General features: G+C 41.5%; 24 protein-coding genes and 1 tRNA gene. 9 read left to right on the forward strand and 16 right to left on the reverse strand.

Annotation, left to right across the window (positions count from 1 at the left end):
- Positions 1-47: 47 nt before the first annotated feature.
- The 6 genes from fdh3B to tupB all read right to left on the reverse strand — a co-directional run bounded on the left by fdh3B (position 48) and on the right by tupB (position 6,478).
- A complete protein-coding gene (gene fdh3B, locus FZ940_RS01630; RefSeq protein WP_084040953.1) occupies positions 48-689 on the reverse strand; it encodes a formate dehydrogenase FDH3 subunit beta in 642 nt (213 codons plus the stop codon).
- A gap of 1 nt (position 690) precedes the next feature.
- Positions 691-3,501 carry a molybdopterin-dependent oxidoreductase gene (locus FZ940_RS01635; protein ID WP_148821571.1) on the reverse strand — a complete coding sequence of 937 codons (2,811 nt, stop codon included), beginning with the start codon at positions 3,499-3,501 and terminating at the stop codon, positions 691-693.
- Positions 3,502-3,548: 47 nt separating this feature from the next.
- Positions 3,549-3,725 (reverse strand): twin-arginine translocation signal domain-containing protein, encoded by a 177-nt coding sequence (locus FZ940_RS01640; RefSeq protein ID WP_084040950.1) that lies wholly within the window; start codon positions 3,723-3,725, stop codon positions 3,549-3,551.
- A complete protein-coding gene (locus FZ940_RS01645) occupies positions 3,712-4,437 on the reverse strand; it encodes a TorD/DmsD family molecular chaperone (RefSeq protein ID WP_072594746.1) in 726 nt (241 codons plus the stop codon). The genes FZ940_RS01640 and FZ940_RS01645 overlap by 14 nt, the downstream gene beginning before the upstream one ends.
- Positions 4,438-4,737: 300 nt before the next feature.
- The gene (gene tupC, locus FZ940_RS01650) at positions 4,738-5,691 is read right to left on the reverse strand and encodes a tungstate ABC transporter ATP-binding protein TupC (RefSeq protein ID WP_087585578.1); all 954 of its coding nucleotides are present in this window, start codon (positions 5,689-5,691) and stop codon (positions 4,738-4,740) included.
- Between the two features lie 94 nt (positions 5,692-5,785).
- Entirely contained in the window at positions 5,786-6,478 is a 693-nt protein-coding gene (gene tupB / locus FZ940_RS01655; RefSeq protein ID WP_054196292.1) for a tungstate ABC transporter permease TupB, read from the reverse strand.
- A gap of 72 nt (positions 6,479-6,550) precedes the next feature.
- Here tupB and tupA point away from each other — a divergent pair, with 72 nt between their 5' ends.
- Positions 6,551-7,369, forward strand: a complete 819-nt coding sequence (gene tupA, locus FZ940_RS01660) for a tungstate ABC transporter substrate-binding protein TupA (RefSeq protein WP_087585580.1) — start codon at positions 6,551-6,553, stop codon at positions 7,367-7,369.
- 73 nt (positions 7,370-7,442) lie between these two features.
- Here tupA and FZ940_RS01665 read toward each other — a convergent pair whose 3' ends face one another.
- The 5 genes from FZ940_RS01665 to fdhD form a co-directional block, all read right to left on the reverse strand.
- The gene (locus tag FZ940_RS01665) at positions 7,443-8,645 is read right to left on the reverse strand and encodes a hypothetical protein (protein WP_148821256.1); all 1,203 of its coding nucleotides are present in this window, start codon (positions 8,643-8,645) and stop codon (positions 7,443-7,445) included.
- 51 nt (positions 8,646-8,696) lie between these two features.
- Positions 8,697-10,022 carry an aminotransferase class V-fold PLP-dependent enzyme gene (locus FZ940_RS01670; RefSeq protein WP_148821257.1) on the reverse strand — a complete coding sequence of 442 codons (1,326 nt, stop codon included), beginning with the start codon at positions 10,020-10,022 and terminating at the stop codon, positions 8,697-8,699.
- A gap of 182 nt (positions 10,023-10,204) precedes the next feature.
- Positions 10,205-10,393: a hypothetical protein gene (locus FZ940_RS01675; RefSeq protein ID WP_004321084.1), complete on the reverse strand. Its 189-nt coding sequence runs from the start codon at positions 10,391-10,393 to the stop codon at positions 10,205-10,207.
- A gap of 27 nt (positions 10,394-10,420) precedes the next feature.
- The gene (locus FZ940_RS01680) at positions 10,421-11,188 is read right to left on the reverse strand and encodes a winged helix-turn-helix domain-containing protein (RefSeq protein WP_148821258.1); all 768 of its coding nucleotides are present in this window, start codon (positions 11,186-11,188) and stop codon (positions 10,421-10,423) included.
- Positions 11,181-11,963: a formate dehydrogenase accessory sulfurtransferase FdhD gene (gene fdhD / locus FZ940_RS01685; protein ID WP_148821259.1), complete on the reverse strand. Its 783-nt coding sequence runs from the start codon at positions 11,961-11,963 to the stop codon at positions 11,181-11,183. The genes FZ940_RS01680 and fdhD overlap by 8 nt, the downstream gene beginning before the upstream one ends.
- A 400-nt stretch (positions 11,964-12,363) precedes the next feature.
- On the opposite strand from fdhD, the gene FZ940_RS01690 reads away from it, so the two are divergent.
- Positions 12,364-13,641, forward strand: coding sequence for a type I restriction enzyme subunit R domain-containing protein (locus FZ940_RS01690; RefSeq protein WP_262367576.1), 1,278 nt, complete (start codon positions 12,364-12,366; stop codon positions 13,639-13,641).
- Positions 13,631-14,290, forward strand: coding sequence for a M48 family metallopeptidase (locus tag FZ940_RS01695; RefSeq protein ID WP_148821260.1), 660 nt, complete (start codon positions 13,631-13,633; stop codon positions 14,288-14,290). The genes FZ940_RS01690 and FZ940_RS01695 overlap by 11 nt, the downstream gene beginning before the upstream one ends.
- 101 nt (positions 14,291-14,391) lie before the next feature.
- Here the strand turns inward: FZ940_RS01695 and FZ940_RS01700 are convergent.
- The 5 genes from FZ940_RS01700 to aspS form a co-directional block, all read right to left on the reverse strand.
- A tRNA-Ile gene (locus FZ940_RS01700) sits at positions 14,392-14,468 on the reverse strand.
- Between the two features lie 129 nt (positions 14,469-14,597).
- Positions 14,598-15,110: an inorganic diphosphatase gene (ppa, locus tag FZ940_RS01705; RefSeq protein ID WP_148821261.1), complete on the reverse strand. Its 513-nt coding sequence runs from the start codon at positions 15,108-15,110 to the stop codon at positions 14,598-14,600.
- Between the two features lie 69 nt (positions 15,111-15,179).
- The gene (locus FZ940_RS01710; RefSeq protein WP_148821262.1) at positions 15,180-15,518 is read right to left on the reverse strand and encodes a NirD/YgiW/YdeI family stress tolerance protein; all 339 of its coding nucleotides are present in this window, start codon (positions 15,516-15,518) and stop codon (positions 15,180-15,182) included.
- 104 nt (positions 15,519-15,622) lie between these two features.
- Positions 15,623-16,192: an adenylate kinase gene (locus FZ940_RS01715; protein ID WP_148821263.1), complete on the reverse strand. Its 570-nt coding sequence runs from the start codon at positions 16,190-16,192 to the stop codon at positions 15,623-15,625.
- Positions 16,193-16,375: 183 nt separating this feature from the next.
- Positions 16,376-18,133, reverse strand: coding sequence for an aspartate--tRNA ligase (gene aspS, locus FZ940_RS01720; protein ID WP_012140086.1), 1,758 nt, complete (start codon positions 18,131-18,133; stop codon positions 16,376-16,378).
- A 92-nt stretch (positions 18,134-18,225) separates the two neighbouring features.
- Here aspS and FZ940_RS01725 point away from each other — a divergent pair, with 92 nt between their 5' ends.
- The 6 genes from FZ940_RS01725 (at position 18,226) to FZ940_RS01750 (ending at position 24,861) form a co-directional block, all read left to right on the forward strand.
- Positions 18,226-19,101 (forward strand): NAD(+) kinase, encoded by an 876-nt coding sequence (locus FZ940_RS01725; RefSeq protein WP_148821264.1) that lies wholly within the window; start codon positions 18,226-18,228, stop codon positions 19,099-19,101.
- Positions 19,094-20,614 (forward strand): AAA family ATPase, encoded by a 1,521-nt coding sequence (locus FZ940_RS01730; protein ID WP_187422123.1) that lies wholly within the window; start codon positions 19,094-19,096, stop codon positions 20,612-20,614. The genes FZ940_RS01725 and FZ940_RS01730 overlap by 8 nt, the downstream gene beginning before the upstream one ends.
- A gap of 88 nt (positions 20,615-20,702) precedes the next feature.
- Positions 20,703-21,959 (forward strand): GGDEF domain-containing response regulator, encoded by a 1,257-nt coding sequence (locus FZ940_RS01735; protein ID WP_148821265.1) that lies wholly within the window; start codon positions 20,703-20,705, stop codon positions 21,957-21,959.
- Positions 21,956-22,741, forward strand: coding sequence for a TatD family hydrolase (locus FZ940_RS01740; RefSeq protein ID WP_148821266.1), 786 nt, complete (start codon positions 21,956-21,958; stop codon positions 22,739-22,741). The genes FZ940_RS01735 and FZ940_RS01740 overlap by 4 nt, the downstream gene beginning before the upstream one ends.
- Before the next feature lie 64 nt (positions 22,742-22,805).
- Positions 22,806-24,017, forward strand: coding sequence for a lytic transglycosylase domain-containing protein (locus FZ940_RS01745; RefSeq protein WP_107695422.1), 1,212 nt, complete (start codon positions 22,806-22,808; stop codon positions 24,015-24,017).
- Positions 24,004-24,861, forward strand: coding sequence for a septal ring lytic transglycosylase RlpA family protein (locus tag FZ940_RS01750; RefSeq protein WP_148821267.1), 858 nt, complete (start codon positions 24,004-24,006; stop codon positions 24,859-24,861). The genes FZ940_RS01745 and FZ940_RS01750 overlap by 14 nt, the downstream gene beginning before the upstream one ends.
- Positions 24,862-24,871: the final 10 nt, after the last annotated feature.

A 24,871-nucleotide genomic window follows, 5' to 3' on the forward strand; every position in this document is an offset into this window, starting at 1 on the left:
TGATGAGATTACTCGCCCCCGCAATCTCGGCAAGAGCGAGCTAAATTTTAAGATTTTATCTTAAGCCTATCGCCAGCATAGTAGGCGAGCTTCCAAGTCAGAGTTTGCTTTAGGTCTTTAAAGCCGTAGCCGCGTGCCTTGACCCTATCGCCGTAGATTTTTTCTATCATAGCCGATTCTCCTACTAGCAGCGCCTTTGTCGAGCACATCGCCGCACAAACCGGCACTTTGCCTTCGGAAATTCTATCCTGGCCGTACTCTTCGCGCTCGGCTTCGCTATTCGTCGGTAGCGGACCGCCTGCGCACATCGTGCACTTATCCATCGAACCTTTGGCGCCAAAAACTCCCTCGCGCGGGAACTGAGGCGCACCGAACGGACACGCGTATAGACAGTATCCGCAGCCGATGCAGATATCTTTGTCGTGTAGTACGATACCATCGCTCCTGATATAAAAGCAATCAACCGGGCAAACCAGCGAGCACGGCGCGTCCTCGCAGTGCATGCAGGCTATCGAGGTTGAAATTTCCTTACCTGGTACGCCTTCGTTTAGCGTGATGACGCGGCGGCGGCGGATGCCAAGAGGCAGCTCGTGAGCCTCGTCGCAAGCTACCGCACAGCCGTTACAGTCGATACATCTATCGTCGTCGCAGTAAAATTTAAGTCTATTGTTATCGTTAAATTCGCTCATTTTACGCCTTTTCTATGCGGCATAGACCGCTTTTGGTTTCGGGGATTTGAGTGACTATATCGTAGCCGTAGTTAGCGACGGTATTTGCGCTCTCGCCTACCGCATAAGGCTTGGTGCCTTCTGGGAAATTACCAGTCATATCGATGCCTTGCATGTATCCAGCCCAGTGAAACGGCAAGAATATAGTATCTAGTTTGACCGACGGTACGACTCTAGCTCGTACCTTGATTTTCGTGCCTTCAGGCGAATGAATCCATACGAAATCCCAGTTTTTAATGCCGTGTTTAGCCGCAAGCTCAGGATGGATATCCGCAAACATCTCAGGCGTGATACGCGATAGATACATACTAGCGCGTGTCTCCATACCCGCGCCGCTAAAGTTTACAAGGCGTCCCGTAGTCAAATTTATCGGGAATTCTTTCGAGAAGTCCTTACTTAGCTGCAAGCTCTTGTATTTCGTAAATACGCGGTAGTGATTCGGCTTATCCTCAAAGCTCGGATACTTCTGCGCAAGGTCTTGGCGAGGCGTATGTAGCGGCTCTCTGTGCTGCGGTATCTGATCGACGAAGGTCCAAACTACCGCTCTAGCTCTTGCGTTGCCGTACGGTGCAATACCCTTTTCCATACATTTTTCTGCGATTATACCGCTACCGTCCGTGGCCCAAGTAGCGCCCATTTTTTCGCGCTCTTCATCCGTTAGCTTGATGCCTAGTATCTTTTCTATGTTATCTTTTTTGATCTCCGGATATCCGCCGCTTTGCGCTCCGCCTACAGGCGCGCTACCGTCGCCAGATAGCTGATTTACGCCGTTATGCTCTAGGCCGAAGCGGTTTCTAAAGCCCATACCGCCTTGCATTACCGGTCTACTTATATCGTATAAATTTGGACTGCCAGGGTGTTTTTCCGTCCAGCAAGGCCACGGCAAGCCGTAGTATTCGCCCGCTACCTCGGTGCCCTCTTTGCCCATTAGCGTTTTTTCGTCAAATTTATCCCAGTTAGCCTGATGGCGTTTTAGACGCTCCGGAGTCCAGCCGGTTAGACCGATGCTTTTTACGATACTAGCGATCTCGCGAGTGGCTGCTTCAGGCCACTCGATCTTGCCCTCGGAGTCTCTGATCGTGCGAGTTAGCTCGTCATAGTAGCCTAGCCTTTTGGCAAGCTCAAATAAAATTTCGTGATCTGGCATACTCTCAAACAGAGGCTCTACGACCTGGCTTCTCCACTGACCGCTACGGTTTGTCGCTACGACCGTGCCGCTGGTTTCAAACTGCGTCGCTGCAGGCAGTAGATAGACGCCGTCTTTTTTGTCTGTTATAACGCCGGCGTCGTTTACAAAAGGATCAAGCAACACCAAAAGCTCAAGGCCGTCAAGGCCCTCTTGTACTTTTGCTTGTTGTGCGGTAGAGGTGATGCCGTTGCCTATGACGATTAGGGCTTTTAGGCTATCGCCTGCGTTTTCAACCGGGTCATTGCCGTTTTTGCCGTCAAGTACGCCTGCCCACCAGCGAGCTAGGGTAAATCCCGGCTTAAACATCCATTCAGGTTTTATAAAGTTACCTTGCAACCACTCGTAGTCTACTTTCCACATTTTAGCGAAGTATTTCCACGTGGCTTCGTTTTTAGCGTAGTATCCAGGCAGGCTATCTGGCGCGTTTGCCATATCGCTGGCGCCTTGGACGTTGTCGTGACCGCGCAGGATGTTGCAGCCGCCGCCTGATACGCCCATATTTCCCAGTACTAGTTGCAGGATCGGAGCGATACGAGTGTTTGAGCTGCCTATGGTGTGCTGAGTTAGACCCATCGCCCAAACGACCGATCCAGGGCGGTTTTTAGCGTAAACTTCCGTTATCTCTTTTAGCGTCGCAGCCGGTACTCCGGTTACGTCTTCGACCACTTCTGGCGTCCACTTTGCAGCCTCTTTGCGGATCTCGTCGATGCCGTACGTGCGGTCATCTATAAATTTCTTATCTTCCCAACCGTTTTCAAAGATGAGATTCATCATGCCATACATGAAAGGTATGTCCGTGCCCGGGCGAATTTGAGCAAAATAATCAGCCTTTGCAGCAGTTCTCGTGTATCTTGGATCGACAACGATCAGCTTTGCGCCGTTATTTTCCTTCGCTTTTAGAAAATGCCTAAATCCCACCGGGTGGTTTACAGCCGGATTTGCGCCGATTATAAAGATAGACTTCGCGTTTTGGATATCTCCAAGGTGATTAGTCATAGCTCCATAACCCCACGTATTCGCCACACCGGCGACTGTTGCGCTATGTCAAATTCTAGCTTGGTGATCTAGGTTGTTTGTCCCAAACATCGCGGAAAATTTGCTGATGTAGTAGCTTTGTTCGTTGCAATCTTTTGCAGAGCCTAGAAACATCACTTGTTCAGGGTTTTTCTCGCGATACGCTTTTAATTTGGCGCCGATCTCGTCAAGCGCGTCTTTGTAGCTGATGCGTTTCCATTTGCCGCCTACTTTTTTCATCGGGTATTTCACGCGGCAGTGAGAGCGCACCATATCGATGACGTCGCTGCCCTTACAGCAGTGGCCGCCCGCGCTTACCGGGTGATCTTGGGCTACTTCTTGGCGTACCCAAACGCCGTTTTCTACCTCGGCGCGCACTCCGCATCCAACGGAGCAAACCGTACAAACGGTTTTTACGATTTTAGAGTTTGGAAACGGATTTGCCATTTCTTCTTTTGTGGCGCTTCTAGTTACACCGCTAGCAGCCAGCCCGCTCATGCCGCCCGCTACGCCTGCTAGCGCGGCCATTTTTAAAAACGATCTTCGCCCGACTGCGTTTGAGTGGGGCATAAGACGTAAATTTGCCTCAGACATATTCATCCTTTCTTAAATTTTATTTATTTCGCTTGTTCGTAGTATAGATCCCAGTTTTTGCTTCTTTTATAAAGCACTTCGGTCTTTTTGCTTTTACCGTATTTTAGGTTTGACGCCGCTGCCGTTGCTACTCCGGCCGTAGCCGCTGCCGCGCCGACTAGCCCCGCCTTTTTTAAAAATTCTCGCCTATTTTTTTGCATTTTCTTCCTCCATAGCTTTTATCTTTCTCACTCGGTTTTTTTGTCTTCTTATGGCCTCAGATCTTGAAACTCCGTCCAAAGTCTTTTTGTTTTTGCCTTGATTTATAGGACGCGGCGCGCTTAAAACTACGCGCTCAAACTCTATAAATCCTTGCAAAAGCACTGCGACGTCTTTATAAATTTCGCTGCTTTCGTGGTTAAAAAGATCATTTATAAACTCGTCGATGTTTGGGTTTATGATCTCTTTAAAAAGCTGCTCCTCAAGCTCGCCGTATAGCTCCTGCTCGCTCTCTCGCGCGATAAATTCGCTCATCAGCGCAAACACGAAGCCCACGTTGTCTTCGTTTTCTTTAAATTTAGCCTCGTCGCGCCTAATGTCTGTGCGGGCTAAAATTTTACGCACTTTTGCGCAGGCGTGTCCGACTTCGTAGCCCTCGTCGTAGTAGGACAGCGAGTTTCTAAGCGGACTTGGCAGAGCGTGGAAAATTTCATCGAATTCATCCGCTAAATTTTGCGAATTTTTCTCGTCGAATTTTGCCTGTATGCGCATTATCGCGTCGGCCGATTCCTCGTTTAGAGCGTGCGCCGAGGCAAGGCCTAGCATCGCGTTTACGCCGCTAAATCTATCGGCTTCTTGGCTAAAAACGAAAAAACGCGAAAATAGCGAGTAGTAAAGCCCACGTCCCGCCGCAAATTCGCCCTTGCTAGTCATCGCCTTCCTTTATCATTTTTGTCTATTTTTTGAGATTTTTCTCGATTGTGAAACTATACTACTTTTTGGCTTATTTCTTATACTTAAAAAAAAATAAATTAAAAAAATTAATATACGCTTAAATGTGCCTTAATTGCATATTACTTGTAGCGAATTTTAAGGGATAAAAGAAATATGAAATTTACACATATATCTTACATTTACGCTTCATTTTGATATTTACTTTTAACTCGGCTATTTTAACGGGCGTTAAATGAGCCTAAATTTAAAACCGGGAGCGAAATTTGCAAAATTTGAGGCTCATTCAAGCCCCAAAAACGCTCCTTCGTCAAATTTAAAATAAATCCTCTCGCCGATATTAAATTTTTGAGAATTGGGTGCCAGAGTTTTTATCAAAAGATCGCCGATTTTGATTTTTACCAAAAGCTCTTTGCCAAGATAGAGCGAAACCGAGTGCAAGATGCCCTCAAGATAGCCTTCTATCAGCGTTTTGCTTAGCGTTATTTTACTTGGATTTACGGCGATCTTTACGGCGTTACGTAAATTTTGCGGTAAATTTACGCTCGCGTTTTCGTCAAATTTTAAAACCCCGTCCCGCGTGTCGAATATATTTTTGTACTCGAATTCGCACACGCGACCTTTGTGCAAAAAGACGTTTTCTTCGGCGATGGCGGTTAGCCATTTGTCGTCGTGGCTAGCGATCACAAAGCCGCAGCCGTATCTTTGCCGCATGTAAAGCACCGCCTTGCCAAACAGCTTTGACGTGCCCACGTCCACGCTATTTGTCGGCTCGTCGAGTAGATAAAGACGCGATCTAAGCGCCAAATTTAACGCAAAGCTAACGCGCTGCGTCTGTCCGGAGCTAAGCTCAAAGTGACGCTTGTTTAAAAAACTCTCGTCAAGCCCGACCAAATTTAACGCCTCGCTCGCTCGCTCGTCAAATTCCCCCAGCACTCCGCGGCTTTTTAAAACGGCTCTAAAATTTTCCCTCACGGAGCGTTTTAAAAGCGCGGGCTCTGGCAACAAAACGCTAACGTCGCGCAGTAAATTTAGACTAGGCGCGCTGCTTTCCCACAGCCGCACCTCGCCGCTAGTTGGCTTTTGTAAAAACGACATTACACGCATCAGCGTGCTTTTGCCGCTGCCGTTGCTGCCCGTTAGCGCGGTGATTTTGGTAACGTCGATATCAAGGCGCGGGATGTTTAAAATCTCGCTCGCGCCGTAGTTTAGGCGTAAATTTCTAACGTTTATCACTTTGCGCCTTTACCGTTAAATTTAAACAAAGGGCTCAAATTTGACGCGCCCAGCCCGCTTTTTGCGATCGTAAAATTTCTAAATTTATCAAATTTCATCTATCAAGCCTTTTTAGCGCATGTATCGCCAAATTTACTGCAAATGCGATAAAAATAAGTACCAAAGCTAGCGCGATACCCATCGCAAACTCGCCCTTGTTCGTCTCCAGCGACACCGCAGTCGTGATCGTGCGGGTAAAATATTTGATATTTCCGCCGATCATCATCGCCACGCCCACCTCAGCCACGATGCGCCCGTACGCCGTCGCTACGACCACCATCAGAGCATACCTTAGCTCGTAAAGCACGCAGCCAACTAGCCGCGGCGCGCTCAGGCGTAAATTTAAGATCGTTAGATAGTGTTTTTTGTCCATATTTTCCACGACGCTAGCGCTTAGCGAGATGATGATAGGTAGTGCTAGCACAAACTGCCCCAGCATCACGGCTTTTAGCGTAAAAAGCAGTCCAAACTCGCCAAACGGACCGTTTCGCGTGATAAATGCGTACAAAATAAGCCCGATCGCGACCGTCGGCATCGCAAGCGCCGTATCGCTGAGCAGTCTCAAAATCCTGCGCCCTTTAAAATCGTAAAATCCCAGCGTAAATCCTAGCGGAAAACCGACTAAAATCGCAAAAAATATCGAAACGCTTGAAGTGTAAAGCGTCGCCCTGATCGCCGAATACGTCTCCTCATCGCCGCTAAAAAGCAGCCTAAAGGCCTCTAAAAATCCGTTTAGTAGAAAGTCCAAATATTATTTCTCCGTATGTTTATATGGTTAATTTAATATGCTATAATAGCATACTTTAAAAAAAGGAGAAAAATGAAAAAAGTAATATTAGGCTCGCTAATCGCGAGCGTTTTGGCGTTTGCAGGCGATAGCGAACTCATCATGGCAACTACAACCAGCACCGATAACACGGGGCTACTAGACGCGATCTATCCTGCGTATAAGGCAAAAACAGGCGTCGATATCAAATGGACCGCCGTAGGCACTGGAGCAGCTTTAAAACTAGGCGAAAACTGCGATGCGGACATACTTTTCGTGCATTCGCCAAAGGTTGAGAAAGAATTCGTAGAAAAAGGCTTTGGCGTCGAGAGAAAACCCGTAATGTACAATGACTTCGTCGTTATCGCTGATAAATCAATCGCTGATAAATTTAAAGGTAAAGATATAAAAGAGAGCTTTGAGCTGATCAAAAAAGAGAATATCAAATTTTTCTCTCGCGGCGATAAATCAGGCACAGACAATAAAGAAAAAGGCATCTGGAAAAAGATCGCTGGTGAAGTCCCTGAAAAAGACGGCTGGTATATGCAAACAGGCCAAGGTATGCTAGCTACGATAAATGCTGCTGCTGAGCAAAAAGGCGTTACATTTACTGATCGTGGTACTTACATTAAATATGAAGCAAACCAAAAAGGTCATCCTGAGATGGTCATCATCAACGAGGGCGACAACGATCTTAAAAACTTCTACTCTCTAATCGCAGTAAATCCAAAACACTGCCCTAAAACTGACATCGAAAATGCAGAGAAATTTATAAAATGGGCGACGAGCGAAGAGGGTCAGAAATTTATCGGCGACTTTAAGCTGCTAGATAAGCCGCTTTTCACGCCTGACGCGAATACTCGCAAAAACTAATTTTATTTACGCGCAAATTTGAGCCGAATTTATGGCTTAAATTTGCGTGATTCGGGTGCACTTTGCGCCCTTTTTATAAATCAAATTTAAACTCTCCGACGTTATTTTTAAACGTCTCAAAACATTTATTACTAACAACTTCGTCTTTAGTGTATGCTTGATATAATTTTAGTAATTCTAAAGTCGTTATTATTAATATACCTTCACTTTTTGCATAGCTTATTTGATTGGCATGTATCGGCTCCCTTTTGCCAGGCTCTATGTCGCGTTGAGGGTTAACTATTAGCAGGCCTTTTACATTGCCAGGAGACTTGGTATCGTCTTCGGCTATTAAATCAGTTACATGTTTCTTGCACTGTGCTATATTGCTATTTTTGACGTTTGTATTTATTCCCTTTATCTCTACCATAAAGTTAACATCTTCAAATTCGAATCTAAAATCTTCTTTTTTCACATCTATAAAATGACTGTCTGTTAGTTTGAAAATATCTACTAAAATTTCCTTCACTACACCAACTAGCTCATCTCCTGTTGAATATAGGATTGATTTGAATTTATTATTTTTATCAATTTGCCTATCTATATCTTCAATTTGCCGATATATATCCAATAATTTGTTGCGTTTGTTTTTCAGCATTACATCATCGAAATACTCAAAACCATTAAACCAATCAGGAACATCGGATTTTTGGAATCTAGAAACAATAAATGATACTAAAATTTCTAAATCATTAGTTGCGTTTTTGATAAAAAGAGTAGTCGAATATAGCCTCTCATTATGTTTTACTATTGTGCTCTTACCTCCATTTGACCATTTGATAGTTTCGCCATCCACATTGTCAAATATAAAATCGGAATAAAAATTTTGCTCGTCTATGGTTGTTGTACTTATTTCATATCTCAACTTTATATTGGATAAAACTAGTGTAGACAATTCCTGGTTAACTTGCTTGAGAATATCTTTAATTGCAACGGTTTGATTTGTATAACATCCAGAATAGTGCACTGATACCTTTATATTTGTAGGCATTAGTATAATAAATATACTTCTGTTTGAGTTTTTCATAATTCCTTTTAATGTTTTAAAGTGATAGACGGCCTCAGTGCACTTTTGGTATTCTGAGTTAAAACCCCATAAGTTGGAGTTATTTAAATCTATAACATTTATATCAAATTCATCAAAACTCTTAGGACGTTCAAAAGTGCTAATAGTACAAGATATGTGCGGATCATTTATTTTAAATATTGTGGAGTAAGATATTATTTGAATTTTCATTTATTATATTTCCTTAAACTTATTTACTTCCGTTTAACCACTATTGTAAAGCTAAATTTTCCCGCCAAACATCTCATACATCGCCTTTTCCTCACCCCAAAGCTCGCGGTGCTTTTTGATGCAGGATTTTATCGCACCAACTAGATATAGCACGTCTTGCTCGGTGTGCGTGTAGTGCAGGCTCACGCGCACGAAGCCGGGCTTGCTCTCAGGCATACGCCCCTCCTTGATACCCAGCAGATCGTGAGCGTACGGCCCCGCGCACATCACGCCCGCGCGCGTCTGGATACCGAAGTCGTTGCTAAGGCTCGCGGCGAAATCATAAGCCGAGACGCCGCGCACGTTAAACGAAATTATCGGCAGCCGCGGCGCGCCCTTTGGAGCATAGTTTATGATCTCGTCTATGCTATCAAGCTCTCTCTCAAAAAGCCGCGCTAGCTCGTCTTCGGCGCTTTTTATCCTCTCAAAGCCGACTTCGTTTCGCAGCGCATATGCCAAATTTGCCCGCATGAGCCCGGTGATAGGCGGCGTACCACCCTCCTCTAGCTGCTCGGGGTTTTTCAAAAATACGTGCCCTTCGCGGCTGGCGTAGGCGACCGTCCCGCCTGCGGCAAATGTCGGCACGTCGCTGTTAAGCAGCTCCTTTTTGATCGCCAAAAGCCCGCAGCTTGCAGGTCCGCCAAGTAACTTATGCGGCGAGAGGAAAATCGCATCGAAGTAATCGCAGTCTAAATTTGCGTGCGAGCTTAGCGCCGCGCAGTCAAAGGCGACGATGCCGCCCGCAGCTCTGATTAGCTCGCTGATCTTTTTATAGTCGCTAACGACGCCCGTGACGTTTGAGGCGGCGCTAAACGAGCCGATGATACGGCGTCCGGCATTTAGCTTCAGGATGCGCTCAAGCGCTAGCAGATCGATCTCGCCGCCCTCGCTAAGCGGCACGCGCAGGTAGTCGCAAAGCCCCTCGCGAAAGCTAAGTTCGTTTGAGTGGTGTTCGTATGGCGAAACGAGCACGAGCGGAAGCTGCACGGCGCGTAAATTTGCCTCGCCGATCGCGCATCTGGTCGCAGGCGGCAGATATATGCCTAGTATCTCCTGAAATTTTTTGATCGCAGCCGTCGCGCCCTGTCCGCAAGCGATGAGACAAAACCGCTCGTCAAGCCCAAGTAGCTTTTTTAGGCTCTCTCGCGCGCCCTCGTAGCGCCGCTGCGTGATGATGGCGCTGGAGCTGCTGTCGGAGTGGGTGTTGGCGTAGGTTTTGAGGGCGTCTGCTATCTCGCGCTCTACGGGCTCATAAGCAAGCCCCGAAGCCGCGAAATCAAAATAATGCACGCCTTGTTTTAGGATGATATTTTTTCTTATTTCGTCTAAATTTGCCATTTTTACTCTTTAAATTTGATGCGGTAATTATAGTAAATTTTCGCAAATTTGGGACTTTTGCGTTGGAAATGATTTAGTAAATTTGGAGATTAAATTTGAGCAAGCTAAATTTATCCGCAAGGCGGCAAATTTAACTTGATAAAGCACAGAAGCGCGAGTCACAGAGGCTCACGACCATTTTATTATTTGTTTATAAAATTTTTCTCTAGCCACTCGATAGCTTTTGCTTCGGTTTCAAAGCGTCCGCTTTTAGCGACTTGATTTTGCCCCTCATAGAAGCGGATCCTGATACCGTCTTGGACGCTATCTACCTTTACTCTGGTGATCTTATCTTTGTTTAGATAGACCCTATCGTTTAGTTTTACGTACATTTTTTCTCCCTTAAATTTGATGTGGTTTTATTTATTTTTATCTTTTTTGTCGTCTTTAGCTGCGTCATTTTTCTCGCCGTCTTTTTTCAAAAACAACTCCTTAAAGCGCTTATCCGCAAAATCCTCGATGTCGTTTTGAAGCTGCCTATAGGCGTTTATGAGCTCATGCGCGCGCTCGTTTAGCGTCGTGCCTGCGTTTTCTCCGCCGCCTTGCTTAGTCGTAAAAAGCTCCTCTTTTAGATTTTTTTGCAAAATTTGCAGATGAGTCCAGCATTTTTTATAGTTCATGCCTAGGATTTCGGCAGCCTTTGAGATCGAGCCGACCTCAGCGATGACGTCTAGGACTTCGGTTTTACCTTTGCCGAAGATAAGCTCGCCCTCGTCGTTTTCTATCCAGGTTTTGGTTTTTACTCTCATCTTTTTTCCTTTCTTCTCCTTAAAACACCCCAACTGGCAGTATTTTACGTCGATTTTATAGTCTTTTAGCGTCGAGCGGATCGTCTTTAGCCCCACGCCCGCAGCCGCGTCTCTAGCGTCTTTGCATAGGATTCTGTCTTTTTCGTCGGTCATCTGCTTTAGCTGCGTCATAACGGTGTATTTGCCGCGTCCGTTTTCCAGTCCGCCAAACTGCCCCAGCTCGCAGTTGTCGATCTTTACGCCCATTTTTTCGGCCTCGTCGCTAACCTCGCCGATCTCTACGCCTAGCTTTGCAGCGATCTTAAACGCCGCTCCGCAGTCCAGCCTGCCATTTGGATTTAGCAGTTTTTCGATCAGTTCTCGGATTTGCTCACTCACGGATTCTCTCCGCGCCGCTATATACGTTTATGTTTTCGCCGCGCGCAAAGCCGCACAGCGTGAGGTTAAATTTACGCGCTATCACGACGCCAAGGCTAGTCGGAGCCGTGCGCGAGACGAGTACGGGGATGCCGTGCATGACGGCCTTTGCGACCATCTCGGAGCTGAGCCTGCCACTCACCATCAAAAACGAATTTTGTAGCTGCGAGCCTGCCAGTACCGCTTTGCCGACGGCTTTATCTATGGTGTTGTGCTGAGCGATATCCTCGCCGATAAAAAACTGCTCGCCGCTAACAAAAAGCTTGGCCGTGTGCACGCAGCCCGTCATCTCGTATAGCTCGCACTGCGTGTAAAACTGCCCCATCTGGCGCAAAATTTCGTCTTTGTTAAATTTGACGTCGGCCTTTATAGCGCGCGCTGCCATAGCCTCAGGGTCGATGTTTGCCGTCGAGCTGCGCCCGCAGCCGCTGATTATCACCTTTTCCTCGTCAAACTGCTCGAGGCGCTTTTCGTTGATTTTAGCCTTTACCCGCACGCTTAAAGCGTCGCTTGAAAGCTCTATGCTCTCGATATCCTCAGGGCTTGCGATCAAATTTTCGCTGATTAGGTAGCCAGCAGCTAGAGCCTCCTGATCGGTCGGAGTCGCCATGAGCGCGCCGAAACGCTTGCCGTTTATGTAGATCTCAAGCTTGATCTCGCGCACCAAAATATCATCAACGGCGCTTTTTTGCGCGCCTTTAAATTTGGTGATTTGGGTCGTAAAAATAGGTTGCATGATTTTCCTTAATTTTTGCGAAATGATAGCTTGAAAATCTAAATTTAAGATTTGATTGTAGTGAATTATTGTTTAAATCAAGTAAAAACTTAAACGTATTTTAGCGCGTTTTTATCGGTATCTGATGATGATTTGTATATGCAAATTTAGCATATTTCTTAAGATATTTTTGACCACGATTTTATCATTATCTATTATTTGCATAAGAAATGAAGGAATAATAAAAAATAGCATAAGGCTAGAACGAGATCGCACATAACTTGCCGCATATGTAGGTTAAATCTTGAAAAATCATAAATATAATTTGCAGCCTGACGTAAGACCGAGAAGGAAATTTATATTATAGAGTCAAGTTAAAAAACTAATTTTTATCAAGCCGTATTTTACTGTTATATAGCCCGTGCATGACTCAAACACGCCGACCGTATATAAAAAGCCCTTAAAATTTATTTACGGCGACGAGATAGATTTGCTCATCGTCGTGGATAAGCTTTTAACGGGATTTGACGCGCCAAGAGCAAGCACGCTTTATATAGATAAACAGCTAAAAGAGCATAATTTGCTTCAAGCCATAGCTAGAGTAAATAGGCTTTACGACGGAAAAGATTATGGCTACATCATAGACTATAGAGGGCTTTTAGGAGAGCTTGATCAGGCGCTTACTAGCTATGCTTCGCTAAGCGGCTTTGACCCAGAAGATATAACTGGAGCCGTGATAGACGTAAGAAGCGAGATAATAAAGGCTAAGACTTACTATACTCATTTGGACGATCTTTTTAGCGGCGTGAAATTTAAAGATGATCTGGAGAGCTACGTGGCGGTTTTAGAGGACGTGCAAAAACGAGATGACTTTAAAGAGTGGCTATCACAGTTTGCTAGGGCGTTTAAGCTAGCGCTTTCTAGCGAGAAAATTTATGACATATTAAGCGAAGAGGAGATCAAAACTTATAAGCAAAGGGTTAAATTTTATAACGAGCTAAGAAAGGCCGTGCAACTAAGGTATCACGAGGCTTGCGACTTTGGCAAATACGAAGCGCAGATGCAAAAGCTGCTTGATACTTACGTAAATGCACAAGGGGTTAATGAGCTTACGAAACTCGTAAATATCTTTGAGACGGAATTTGACGATGAGGTGCAAAGGGTAGAGGGCAAAAACGCAAAGGCTGATACGATCATCAGCGCCGTAAGCGTAGTGGTAAAAGAGAAAATGGACTCAAATCCAGCGTTTTATAAATCAATAGCGCAGCAGATACAAGATATCATCGACGAATACAAGGCAAAAAGGCTAAGCGAGGAAGAAAAGCTTGCCAAAGCAAAACTGCTAAAAGACATCATAACTGGCGCTTTAAAGCCAAATGAAGATAGGTATCCAAAAGAATTTAATGGTAAGAAAATTTTATTTGCCATTTATGATAATTTGCTTGATATTTTAGGCAATGTGGAGCTTGCAGATATAGAGACGGTCGCTAAAAATTTGAGTATGAAATTTTATGAAATTTACGAGCAGGCCTCAAAGAAACCAGAATGGCACAAAAATATGGACGTGGAAAACGAGATAACAAGCGCTATGGAGGACGCTCTTTGGGAGATAGAGGATGAATATGACGTTTCTATCGAAGAGAAGGAGAAAATTTACCAAACTATCCGTGGAATAGAGATAAGCTTTTATGTTAAATGAGGTGAAAATCATCAAAAAAGAGGTGAAAAATATCACCTTGAAAGTTAGACCAAATGGCGAAGCGATCCTAACGGCGCCAAAAACGACAAGCGATGAGCATATAAAATTTATCATAAAAAAAAGAGCTAAATGGATAGCGCAAAAACGTGCGTTTTTTGCCTCATTTAAGGCGCCCGAAAAAGAATACGTAAGTGGCGAAGACTTTAAATATCTTGGGCGAAGTTATAGGCTAAAAGTGGTGCAGTCTAAAGAGGAGCGCGTAAAGCTACAAAGGGGCTATCTAGAGCTATTCGTAAAAGATAAAAGCGACATAAAGCGAAAAGAAAATTTGATTTATGAGTGGTATTATGAAAAGGCGATGTTATATTTTTTCAATATCTTACAAGAGTTTAACAAGATAGTAAAACAAGATATCAAAAGTGTAAAAATAAGGCAGATGAAGACGAGATGGGGGAGTTGCAACCCATATAAATCATATATAAATTTAAATATAGAGCTTATCAAAAAGCCAAGAGTGTGCATCGAGTATGTTGTGTTTCACGAGCTAGTGCATCTTCTCCATCCTAATCACTCAAAGAAATTTTATGACTATCTGACTCTTTATATGCCTGACTGGCAAAAACGCAAGGAAATTTTAGAAAGGGCTTAGAAAACCTGGCTTAAATTTTGGGTCATTAAACATTTTTTGTATTTTAAAACCTAAGGAAAAGTGATGAAAAATTTTTAATTTTTTATTGTTGATAAAGTAAGTGGTGGGTTCACCAGGACTCGAACCTGGGACCATCCGGTTATGAGCCGGATGCTCTAACCAACTGAGCTATGAACCCACAGTTGAAAGAAAATCGTATTATACAAGAAAAAGCTTATCTAAATATAAAAATATCCTTTTTTATGCAGCGTATAAAACTAGCAAATTTAAAAAGAGAAAAGCCCTAAAATAGGGCTTTAAATTATTTTTAATTTTTAATAGCAGCGTCTAAAATTTCTTTTGCAGCATTTGCATCTTTAAATTCTTTCACTTTTACCCATTTGTTTGGCTCAAGAATTTTATAAGTTTCAAAGAAATTTTTGATCTTATTTAGTGTCGCAGTTGGCAAATCTTCGTAGCTTTTTATCGCCTCATATCTTGGATCGATCTTTGTAACTGGCACAGCCAAAAGCTTCTCATCCATGCCTGCTTCATCCTCCATCACCAAAACGCCTATCAAACGGCAAGGGATGACGCTACCAGCTTGGAGTGGATACTCGTTTAGCACCAAAATATCAGCCGGATCGCCGTCAGCTGCAAGTGTGTTTGGCACAAAGCCGTAGTTTGCTGGGTAGAACATCGCTGAGTAAAGCACGCGATCAACTACGACTGCACCGCTATCTTTGTCGATCTCGTATTTGATATTTGAGCCATAAGGTATTTCGATTACGGCATTGATTTTGTCTGGATTTGAGCCAAATTTTATCTTTGAAACGTCCATATATTTGTCCTTTGTGTTAGAAATTTTCGTGATTTTAGTATTTTTTGCATTAAATACTCGTAAATTTAACTACCTTACAACCTCTACGCTATCTACGTCGATCTTTGTTTTTGTAAGGTCTTTATCTACTTCGCCTCTTATTCTTAAAAGCGTGTCTTCGTTAGCTGTTACATTGCCCCACTTGTTATTGTCAATCTCAACAACGATAACGTCACCATTTTTATCAACAAATTCATACTTATCTGATTTTATGTGTGACTTTATCTTGCCCTCAAGCATGACTTTTGCGTCATCATTTAGTTTTAAAGCCTCTTTTACGCTTATAACATTTTCAGTTTGGTGTTTTGAGACAAAACCTCCAGCCATTGCGATGCTAGCAGCCAGTGAAGTGATGAAGATTTTTTTCATTTTTATCCTTTTTGAAGGTTGTTAAATTTAAAGGATATTACATTTTTGGTGTTAATAAATGGTAAGTTTTAAAACCTTGCACCTTTTGATGCAAGGTCTGTGAGTTATATAAGTTTAGCTAGTAAATTTTTGATGTCAGCTACGATCTCGTCGATGCCGCGTTCGCCATTTACTACGTGAAGTAGCTCTTTTTCGCTGTAAAACTTGCGGATAGGTTTGATCGGATCAAGATATACTTTCATGCGGTTGTTAAAGACTTCGTTGTTATCGTCAGCGCCTCTTGCACGGCCAAGTACTCTAGCCCTTGCCACGTCCTCGCTAACATCTACTTCGATGACGCCTTTTAGAGAAATTTCATCTTGCTCGCTTAAGACTTTGTCAAGCTCGGCCATTTGCTCAACGCTTCTTGGATAGCCGTCGATTATGATGTTTGATTTATTTGAGCTTTTGATAGCTGAGACGATCGCATTTACGACAACGTCAAGTGGGACCAAATTTCCTTTTGATATAAAGCCGTCTATAAGCTTGCCAAGCTCGCTACCACTTGCTACTTCAGCTCTTAAAAGATCGCCAGTTGAAAAGTGTGCAAATTTCTCATCATGCTGTGCGATGATCGATGCGTCTGTTGTTTTGCCGCTGCCTGGAGCGCCGATGATTAAAAATAAATTTTTCATTTTTTCCCTTTTTTATATTTTTTGAGCGCCTTTGAATGAGTTTGAAAATTTCACCCTGCAGCAGACTATATGTCTAGCTTTGGGATGAAATTTTCTGCACAACATCCAAAATCATCTCAAAAATTTAAATTTTAAAAATAACTCAGATTTAGACATCCAAAAAGTCTAAATTTAAATAAATTTTTAAGCCTTTTGCTCTTTTTCTCTTATCCTTAGTCCTAGCTCCCTAAGCTGTTCGTTGCTAGCGTAGCTTGGTGCCTTTGTGAGTGGGCACTGAGCGCGCTGTGTTTTAGGGAATGCTATGACGTCACGGATCGAGCTTGCTTTATTTACAAGCATATTTAGTCTGTCAAAGCCGATCGCGATACCACCATGTGGAGGCGCACCAAATGTCAAGGCATCAAGCAAGAAGCCAAATTTCTCACGCTGCTCGGCTTCATCTATGCCAAGAAGCTTAAAGACTTTTTGTTGGATGTCGTTTTTGTGAATTCTTATACTTCCGCCACCAAGTTCAAAGCCGTTTAGCACGACGTCGTGAGCGATAGAGAGGATATCTTCAAGATCAGGCTCGTCTATATTTTTTGGCATAGTAAATGGATGGTGCATCGCAGAGTAGCTGCCGTCGTCATTTTGCTCAAACATTGGGAAGTCAAGCACCCATAAAAACTCAAGTCTATCTTGATCGATGATGCCCATTTGCTCAGCTAAGAAAATTCTAAATCGTCCCATATAATCAAGCACGATCTTTTTCTTGCCAGCACCAAAGAATACGACATCGCCAACCTTTAGCTCACATCTTGAGACGATCTCGTCAAGATCGCTTTGCTCGAAAAATTTGCAAAGCGGACCTTTTAAACCATCTTCTTTCATCTGGAAGTAGCCAAGGCCTTGAGCGCCAAATTTACGTACAAATTCCTCAAATCTATTCATCTCGCGCTTACTAAAGATATTGTCGCCATTTGGCACTTTTAGCGCTTTTATGCGGTTTTTCTTCTTATCTTTTGCGATAGAGCTAAAAATTTCATTGCTTGAGCGCTCGAAAATATCGATCACATCGATCATTTTTAGATCATATCTAAGATCAGGCTTATCTGAGCCGTAAGTCTCGGTCGCCTCTTTGTAGCTCATGCGTCTAAATGGCGTTTTGATGTCGTGTCCGCAGGCTTTAAAGATATCTTTTAGCATAGTCTCAGCCATATTTATGATATCTTCTTGCTCGACAAAGCTCATTTCGATATCTATTTGAGTAAATTCTGGTTGGCGATCAGCCCTTAAGTCCTCGTCACGGAAGCATTTTGCTATCTGAAAATACTTATCAAAGCCAGAACACATCAAAAGCTGCTTAAATAGCTGTGGGCTTTGCGGAAGCGCATAAAATTGGCCTGGATACACGCGGCTTGGCACTAGGTAGTCTCTCGCACCTTCTGGAGTTGCGCGTGTTAAAACTGGAGTTTCAAACTCGATAAAGCCCATTTTATCTAGGCTATTTCTAGCTGCGATAGCTGCGCGAGAACGCATTTTAAAGATATTTTGCAAACGCTCGCTTCTAAGGTCTAAAAAGCGGTATTTTAGCCTGATGTCCTCATTTACGCTCTCATCGCCTATCATAAATGGTAGTGGCTCGCTTGGATTTTCGATGATGAGCTCGCTTACTATCACCTCTATTTCGCCAGTTTTTAGCTTTGGATTGGTTAGTCCTTCGCCCCTAGCCCTTACTTTTCCTTTTGCTTTTAAGACATATTCATCTCTTACTTTTGCAGCCACGTCGTGTGCTTCTTTGCTATCAGCAGGGTCACAAACTAATTGTATAAGCCCGCTAACGTCTCTTAAGTCGATGAAAACAACGCCGCCGTGGTCTCTATATGTGTTTGCCCAGCCACAAAGTATTACTTCTTTGCCGATATCAGCTTTGCTAAGATCGGTGCAATAATGACTTCGCATAAAATGCTCCTTTGCAATGTTTTTTAGGCAATTATAATCGCTTTTTTCTTTTGAAAAGCTTTGTTAAAATAAAATATGTTACAATCATTTCTATGAAAAATGAACAAAAATTTAATACCACAAACGCCAAAAAAGTGGGACTTATCGCGAAAGATTATCCATTATTTAAGCAGGATTTAGCAAAGCTAGAAAAAATTTTAAAAAAGTATAACGCTGAAATTTTGCTTGAAAAAAACTGTGCAAAGCAGGTAGAAAAAAGTGGCTTTGAGCTGATAAAACTAGCCAAAGAGTGCGAATTTCTTATCACTCTTGGCGGTGATGGCACGATCATCTCAACTTGCAGAAAGCTAGCTCACATCTCGCCACTCATACTTGGCATACACGCTGGCAGGCTCGGCTTTTTAACAGATATCACGATAAATGAGAGTGAGAAGTTTTTTAAAGACTTTTTTGATGATAAATTTGAGGTAGAAACGCCTTTTATGTTAGACGTCACACTTCACAAAAACGATGGCAAAACCGAGCAAAAGATAGCATTTAACGACGCAGTCATCGTTAGTAAAAATGGTGGCTCGATGACGCATATCGAGGCGCTTTTAAATGAAAAATATTTTAATTCATATTTTGGAGACGGCGTCATAGTGGCAACACCTGCTGGAACAACGGCATATAACATGAGTGCAAATGGTCCTATTATCTATCCATTAAGCGAAGTTTTTACAGTAACTCCTATCTGCTCGCACTCACTTACACAGCGCCCAGTTGTACTTACAAAAAATCACACGGTCAAATTTAGAACAAATAGTGATGCGATTTTGGTACTTGATGGGCAAGATAGGTTTGATATGAGTAAAATTTCAGCCGTTAGCATGAGCCTTAGCGACAAAAAAGCTAGGCTGATACGCCATATTGGCAGAGATTATTTTCAAATTTTAAAAGAGAAACTTCACTGGGGTTATAATGATTGATCGAATTTTGATTAAAGATTATCTAAATTTTAAAAATGTCGAGCTAAATTTCAAAGAGGGTCTTAGTGTGTTTACGGGCGTTAGTGGCGCTGGTAAGTCGGTACTGATGGGTGCTATAATGGCTGTTTTTGGACTAAAAGATAGCGAGGCAAGGCTGATAGAAGCTGATGTGGAGCATAAATTTGAGCTTGATGAGTTTGGCATAGAAAACGAAGAGGTCAATATTTTCAAGCTTTTAAAAGATAAGAGCACGAGGTATTTTATAAACCAACAAGCCATCTCAAAGAAAAATTTAGCCCAAGTGGCGCGCGAGCACATCAAATATCTCTCGGCAAAAGAGGCAAATGAATTTGAAAATGAGAAATTTCTAAATTTGCTTGATAGGCTTGAAATTTCAAAAAATGAGAAATTTAAAGAGATAAAACAAGAATTTGAAGAGGCGTTTTTAGAATTTTCTAAAATTTCAAAAGAGCTAGCCACTATAAAAGAGGAAGAGAAAAAGGTCGAGGAGCTAAAGGAGCTTGCTAGCTTTGAGATCGAGAAGATAAGAAGCGTCGGGCCTAAAAAAGGCGAGTTTGAAGAGCTTATGGAGACTAAAAAAAGGCTTAGTAAAAAGGATAAGATAAATGAGGCGTGGGCTAGGGCTGAGCGGATATTTGAGCTAGAGCATAGCGTAAATGAGGCGCTAAGCATCAGCGACCTTGACAATGGCTTTTTTGAAGATGCGATGAACGAGCTAAGGGTCGCAAGAGATAGCCTAAATATGGAGGAGCTTGACGATATCGACGTAGAGAGCGTGCTTGATAGAATAGAAGCTCTTAATGCCATCATTAGGCGATACGGCAGCGAGGAAGAGGCATTAGAAGCGCTTGATAAAAAGGAAAAAGAGCTTGCCAGATATGAAAATTTAAGCTTTGAAAAGAGCGAGCTAGAGAAGAAATTTGAAATTTTAAGTAAAAAGGCAAATGAGCTGGCTGGTACTTTGAGTAAGGCAAGAGGCGTAAATTTAAAAGAGCTTGAGAGTATGATAAATTCATATTTAAAAGAGCTTTATATGCCAGATATAACGCTGAGTATTGAGGCTAAAAAGCTTGACATCTTGGGTGTTGATGAAATTTGTCTAAATTTAAACGAGACCTCGCTTAAAAATTTAAGCTCAGGCGAGCTAAACCGCTTAAGGCTAGCCTTCATAGCTGCCTCTAGCGAGATCACAAAAACGGGCGGTGATGTCATCATTTTAGATGAAATAGATGCAAATTTAAGCGGAAAAGAGGCGATGAGCATCGCAAATGTCTTGCTTAAGCTTGCAAATTTTTATCAAATTTTTGCTATTTCACATCAGCCACAGCTTAGCTCAAAGGCAAATTCTCACTTTTTGGTAGAACGTCACGGAGAAAACTCGGTCGTAAGAGAGCTTGATAAAGATGAACGAGTGAGCGAATTAGCGCGTATGATAAGTGGCGAACATATAAGCGAAGAAGCGATAAATTTTGCGAAAGGACTTTTAAAGTAGCTTAATTTAAATTATTAATTTAAGCTTTATAAATAAATTTATTTGATAAAATCGCCACTAATTTGATAAAAATTTTTGTAGGAATAATATGGAAAGAATCCTTGTAGTTGATGATAATAAGGCGCTAGCAAAGCTGATTGTTATGCAGATGGAAAAGACTATTGATGATATGACAATTGATGTTGCATATAGTTTTGCCGAGGCTAAGACGTTAATTAGCGAGCATGACAAAGATTATTTTATGACTATTCTGGATTTAAATTTACCAGATGCTCCAAATGGCGAAATTGTTGATTATGCGCTTTCCAAAGGGCTTTCGGCTATCGTTTTAACAGGTAGCATTGATGATGAAACAAGGCAAAATTTTATAAATAAAGATATTGTGGATTATGTTTATAAAGGAAATATGGACGATATCAACTATATCTTTCAAATGATAAATAGACTGAGCAAAAATAGGCAATACAAGGTTTTGGTTGTTGAAGACTCGCTCCCTTTTAGAAATATGATAAAAAAGATATTAACCAGCCTTCAGTTTAAGGTTTTGGCCGCAGCTCATGGCGAAGAGGCAATGAATTATTTTGCGGATAATCCTGATATAAATCTTATAATAACTGATTATAGAATGCCGGTAAAAGACGGTCTTGAGGTTTTAAAAGAGGTCAGAAAAGAAAAAGATAAAAATAGTCTTGGTGTAATCGTTATGACATCGCCTAGCGAGAAGACTGACGCGTCAATATTTTTAAAAAATGGTGCGAGCGATTTTATAGCAAAACCATTTTCAAAAGAAGAGCTAATATGTCGTGTTAATAATACGATCGAAGCGATGGAAAATATAAACAAGATAGCAAATTTTGCAAATCGCGACTTCTTAACAGGAGTTTATAATAGAAGATTTTTTTATTCTGACGTAGAAGAGTATGTTCATGTAGCTGAAGAGACTAATGAGCCTTACGCTTTTGCAATGATTGATGTTGATTATTTTAAGAAAATAAATGATAAATATGGCCACGATGGTGGAGATAAGGTACTAAAATCAATTGCAAAAATTTTAAATGATAATACAAAAGGAAGTGATATCGTTGCTAGATTTGGCGGCGAAGAATTTTGCGTTGTCCTTAAAAAAATAAATAAAGAAGAAGCTGTTAAATTTTTTGTAAATTTACGAGCCAAAGTAGCTGAAAATAAAGTAACTATAAAAAAGGAAAAAGTAAAAGTTACTATATCAATAGGTGTATCTTTTGGCAATGGGCATTGCGAGATAGACGATATGCTTGAGGCTTGCGATTCAGCACTTTACACCGCAAAAGAAAATGGTAGAAACAGAGTAGAAATAGCTTTATGATTATAGATACGCATTGTCATTTGGATAGTAAAGTTTATGATCCTGACCTTGATAAAATTTTAGGTGAAGCTAGAAATTTAGGGCTAAAAGGCTTTATTATCCCTGGAGCTGATATCAATGATTTACCAAAAGCGGCTAAAATAGCGCATGAAAATTCTGACATTTTCTTTGCCACTGGAGTTCATCCATATGATAAAGAGAGTTTTGATATTGAAATTTTAAGAAATTTTGCTAAAGATGAAAAGTGTGTGGCGATTGGTGAATGCGGTCTTGACTACTTTCGCTTGCCAAAAGATGAAAATGAAAAGATAAAAGAAAAAGAAGATCAAAAACGTATTTTTTTAGCTCAACTTGATTTAGCTGTTGAGTTAAAAAAACCCGTTATTCTTCACATTAGGGAGGCTAATGAGGACTCTTTTAATATCTTAAAAGAGTATGCACCAAAGCTTGAAGCTGGAGCGATTTTGCATTGTTATAATGCTTCGCCACTTCTTTTAGAGCTTTGTAAATTTGGGAATTTTTACTTTGGTATAGGCGGTGTTTTAACATTTAAAAATGCTAAAAATTTAGTCGAAATTTTGCCAAAAATCCCATTTGATAGGATAGTTATTGAAACTGACGCTCCTTATCTCACGCCAGAACCAAATCGCGGCAAGAGAAATGAGCCGGCGTTTACGACATTTGTTGCTAAAAAGATAGCTGAAATTTTAAACCTTGAGTTTGAAGTTGTTTGTGAAAAAACTTCAAATAATGCCAAAAGGTTGTTTAAGTGCTTTGCTTAAATTTTGAGCGTTGCACTTGTTTAAGATGCTAGCATCTTAAGTTTTGACACGAAAAAGGATAGAAATGAAAGCAATGCTTAAAATATTTTTAATGTTTGCATGTAGTACCTTGCTACTAGCAAATACACCTGAAAAAAGCTCATACGATACTCAGGTAAAAATTTTAAAAGAGCTGGACATTGATGCTAGCTTTATGAAGACTTCTCACTATGCAAAGATGAGACAAGGTATCAAACAATCACAACTTGAAACATTTACAGAAGCTCTAAAAAATGGTTATATGTATATACCAATGGTAAAAGATCAGATCAAAAAATCAGGCGTACCTGAGTCATTCTTTTATCTAGCTATGATAGAATCAGGCTTTTCAAATCACACAGTCTCAAATGCAAAAGCTACTGGCATGTGGCAGTTTATGGAGCAAACGGCTAGACTTCATGGTTTAAAAGTGGGTCAATATGTAGATGAGAGAAAAGATCCCGTAGAGTCTACTATTGCAGCAACAAATTATCTAAAGTCGCTTAAAAATCAATTTGGCAAATGGTATCTAGCAGCTATGGCCTATAACTGCGGTGATGGTGCCTTAAAAAGAGCCATACAAAAAGCTGGCACAGATGACCTTGTAACGCTTCTTGACGCAGAGAAAAAATACCTTCCAGCCGAAACTAGAAATTTTGTTATTAAAATTTTAAGAGCAGCATATACCGCAAAAGACGCAGACTTCTTGATGTCTAAAGATTCATCTTTGTTAAACATAAACGGAGGACTAAAGCTTGTAAAAGTAAAAGTACCTGGCGGTACAAATTTAGCTCAAATAGGCGATAGTATCGGCCTTAGTACAAAAAAGATGAAAAATAACAACCCGCATTTAAAATTTGTATTTACTCCACCAACTCTAAAAGATTATTATGTTTATATCCCTGAAAATAAAAAGCAGCTTTTTGCAGAAAATTTCAAGCCATTTAATGGTAAAAATAATTTTTATGCCTACGTTGTAAAAAAAGGCGAAACATTACTTTCTATCTCTAAAAAAACAGGTGTTAGTCATAGAGCGATCAAGGACTACAACGAGCTTAGCACAAATGCCGTAAGCTATAATCAAAAACTAATTATTCCATTTTCCGCACAAAATAAATCTCAAAACTATATAGTCCAAACTGGTGACACGATAGCTTCTTTATCTAAAAAATTTAATGTGAGTGAAAAAGATTTAAAAGATGCAAATTCTTTTGCTAGTTCAAATTTAAATGTTGGAGCAAATATTGTCATACCATAAGAGCCTAAAATTTTATATAGGACTAAGTTTTACTCTTCTAGTTACTGGTTGCTCTTGGAGCGGGGCACCATTTACACCAAGTGGCCCAACTAATGTAAAGGGCAACAATTCAGCTTCTATCCAAAAAGCAACAATGAGACCTTACACGATAAATGGCAAAACATACTACCCAACCGTTGTAAGTGTGGGTGATAGGGCAAGTGGCACAGCAAGCTGGTATGGTCCAAATTTTCATGGCAAAACAACCTCAAACGGCGAAATTTATAATATGTACAACATGACTGCAGCACACAAAACTTTGCCGATGAATACGATCCTTAAAGTAACAAATTTAAGAAATCAAAAAAGCGTCATTGTTCGTGTAAATGACCGTGGACCTTTTGTGGCTGATAGAGTTTTAGATCTTTCAAAGGCGGCTGCAACTAAACTTGATATTATCGGTACAGGCACGGCTCCAGTCAGTATGGAAGTCATAGGCTTTAATGAAGATATTAATGCTATTGCAAGCATTAATACTCAAACAAAACCAACAAGCACTGGCATAAAAGTACCAAATCCAGTCTCTCCGACAGCTCCAACTGGAGGCATTATTATTTCGTCAGAGCAACGAGTCGTGGGTGGAGATTTTATGGTGCAAATTGGCTCATTTAAAAACCTTGAGGGCGCAAACAGATATCAAAGAGAACATCAAAGCATAGATGGCTATAAGTCGGTAGTTAAGACATTTACTATAGATGGATCTACCATTTATAGAGTATTTTTAAATGGCTTTAGAAGTGAGGACGAGGCCAGGGATTATGCAAGAAGTGGTAAATTCCAAGGTGCATTTATAGTAAGAGGTTAGGGCGTGAGAG

Origin of the sequence: Campylobacter concisus (assembly GCF_902460415.1) — a bacterium.
Lineage (GTDB): Bacteria > Campylobacterota > Campylobacteria > Campylobacterales > Campylobacteraceae > Campylobacter_A > Campylobacter_A concisus_Y.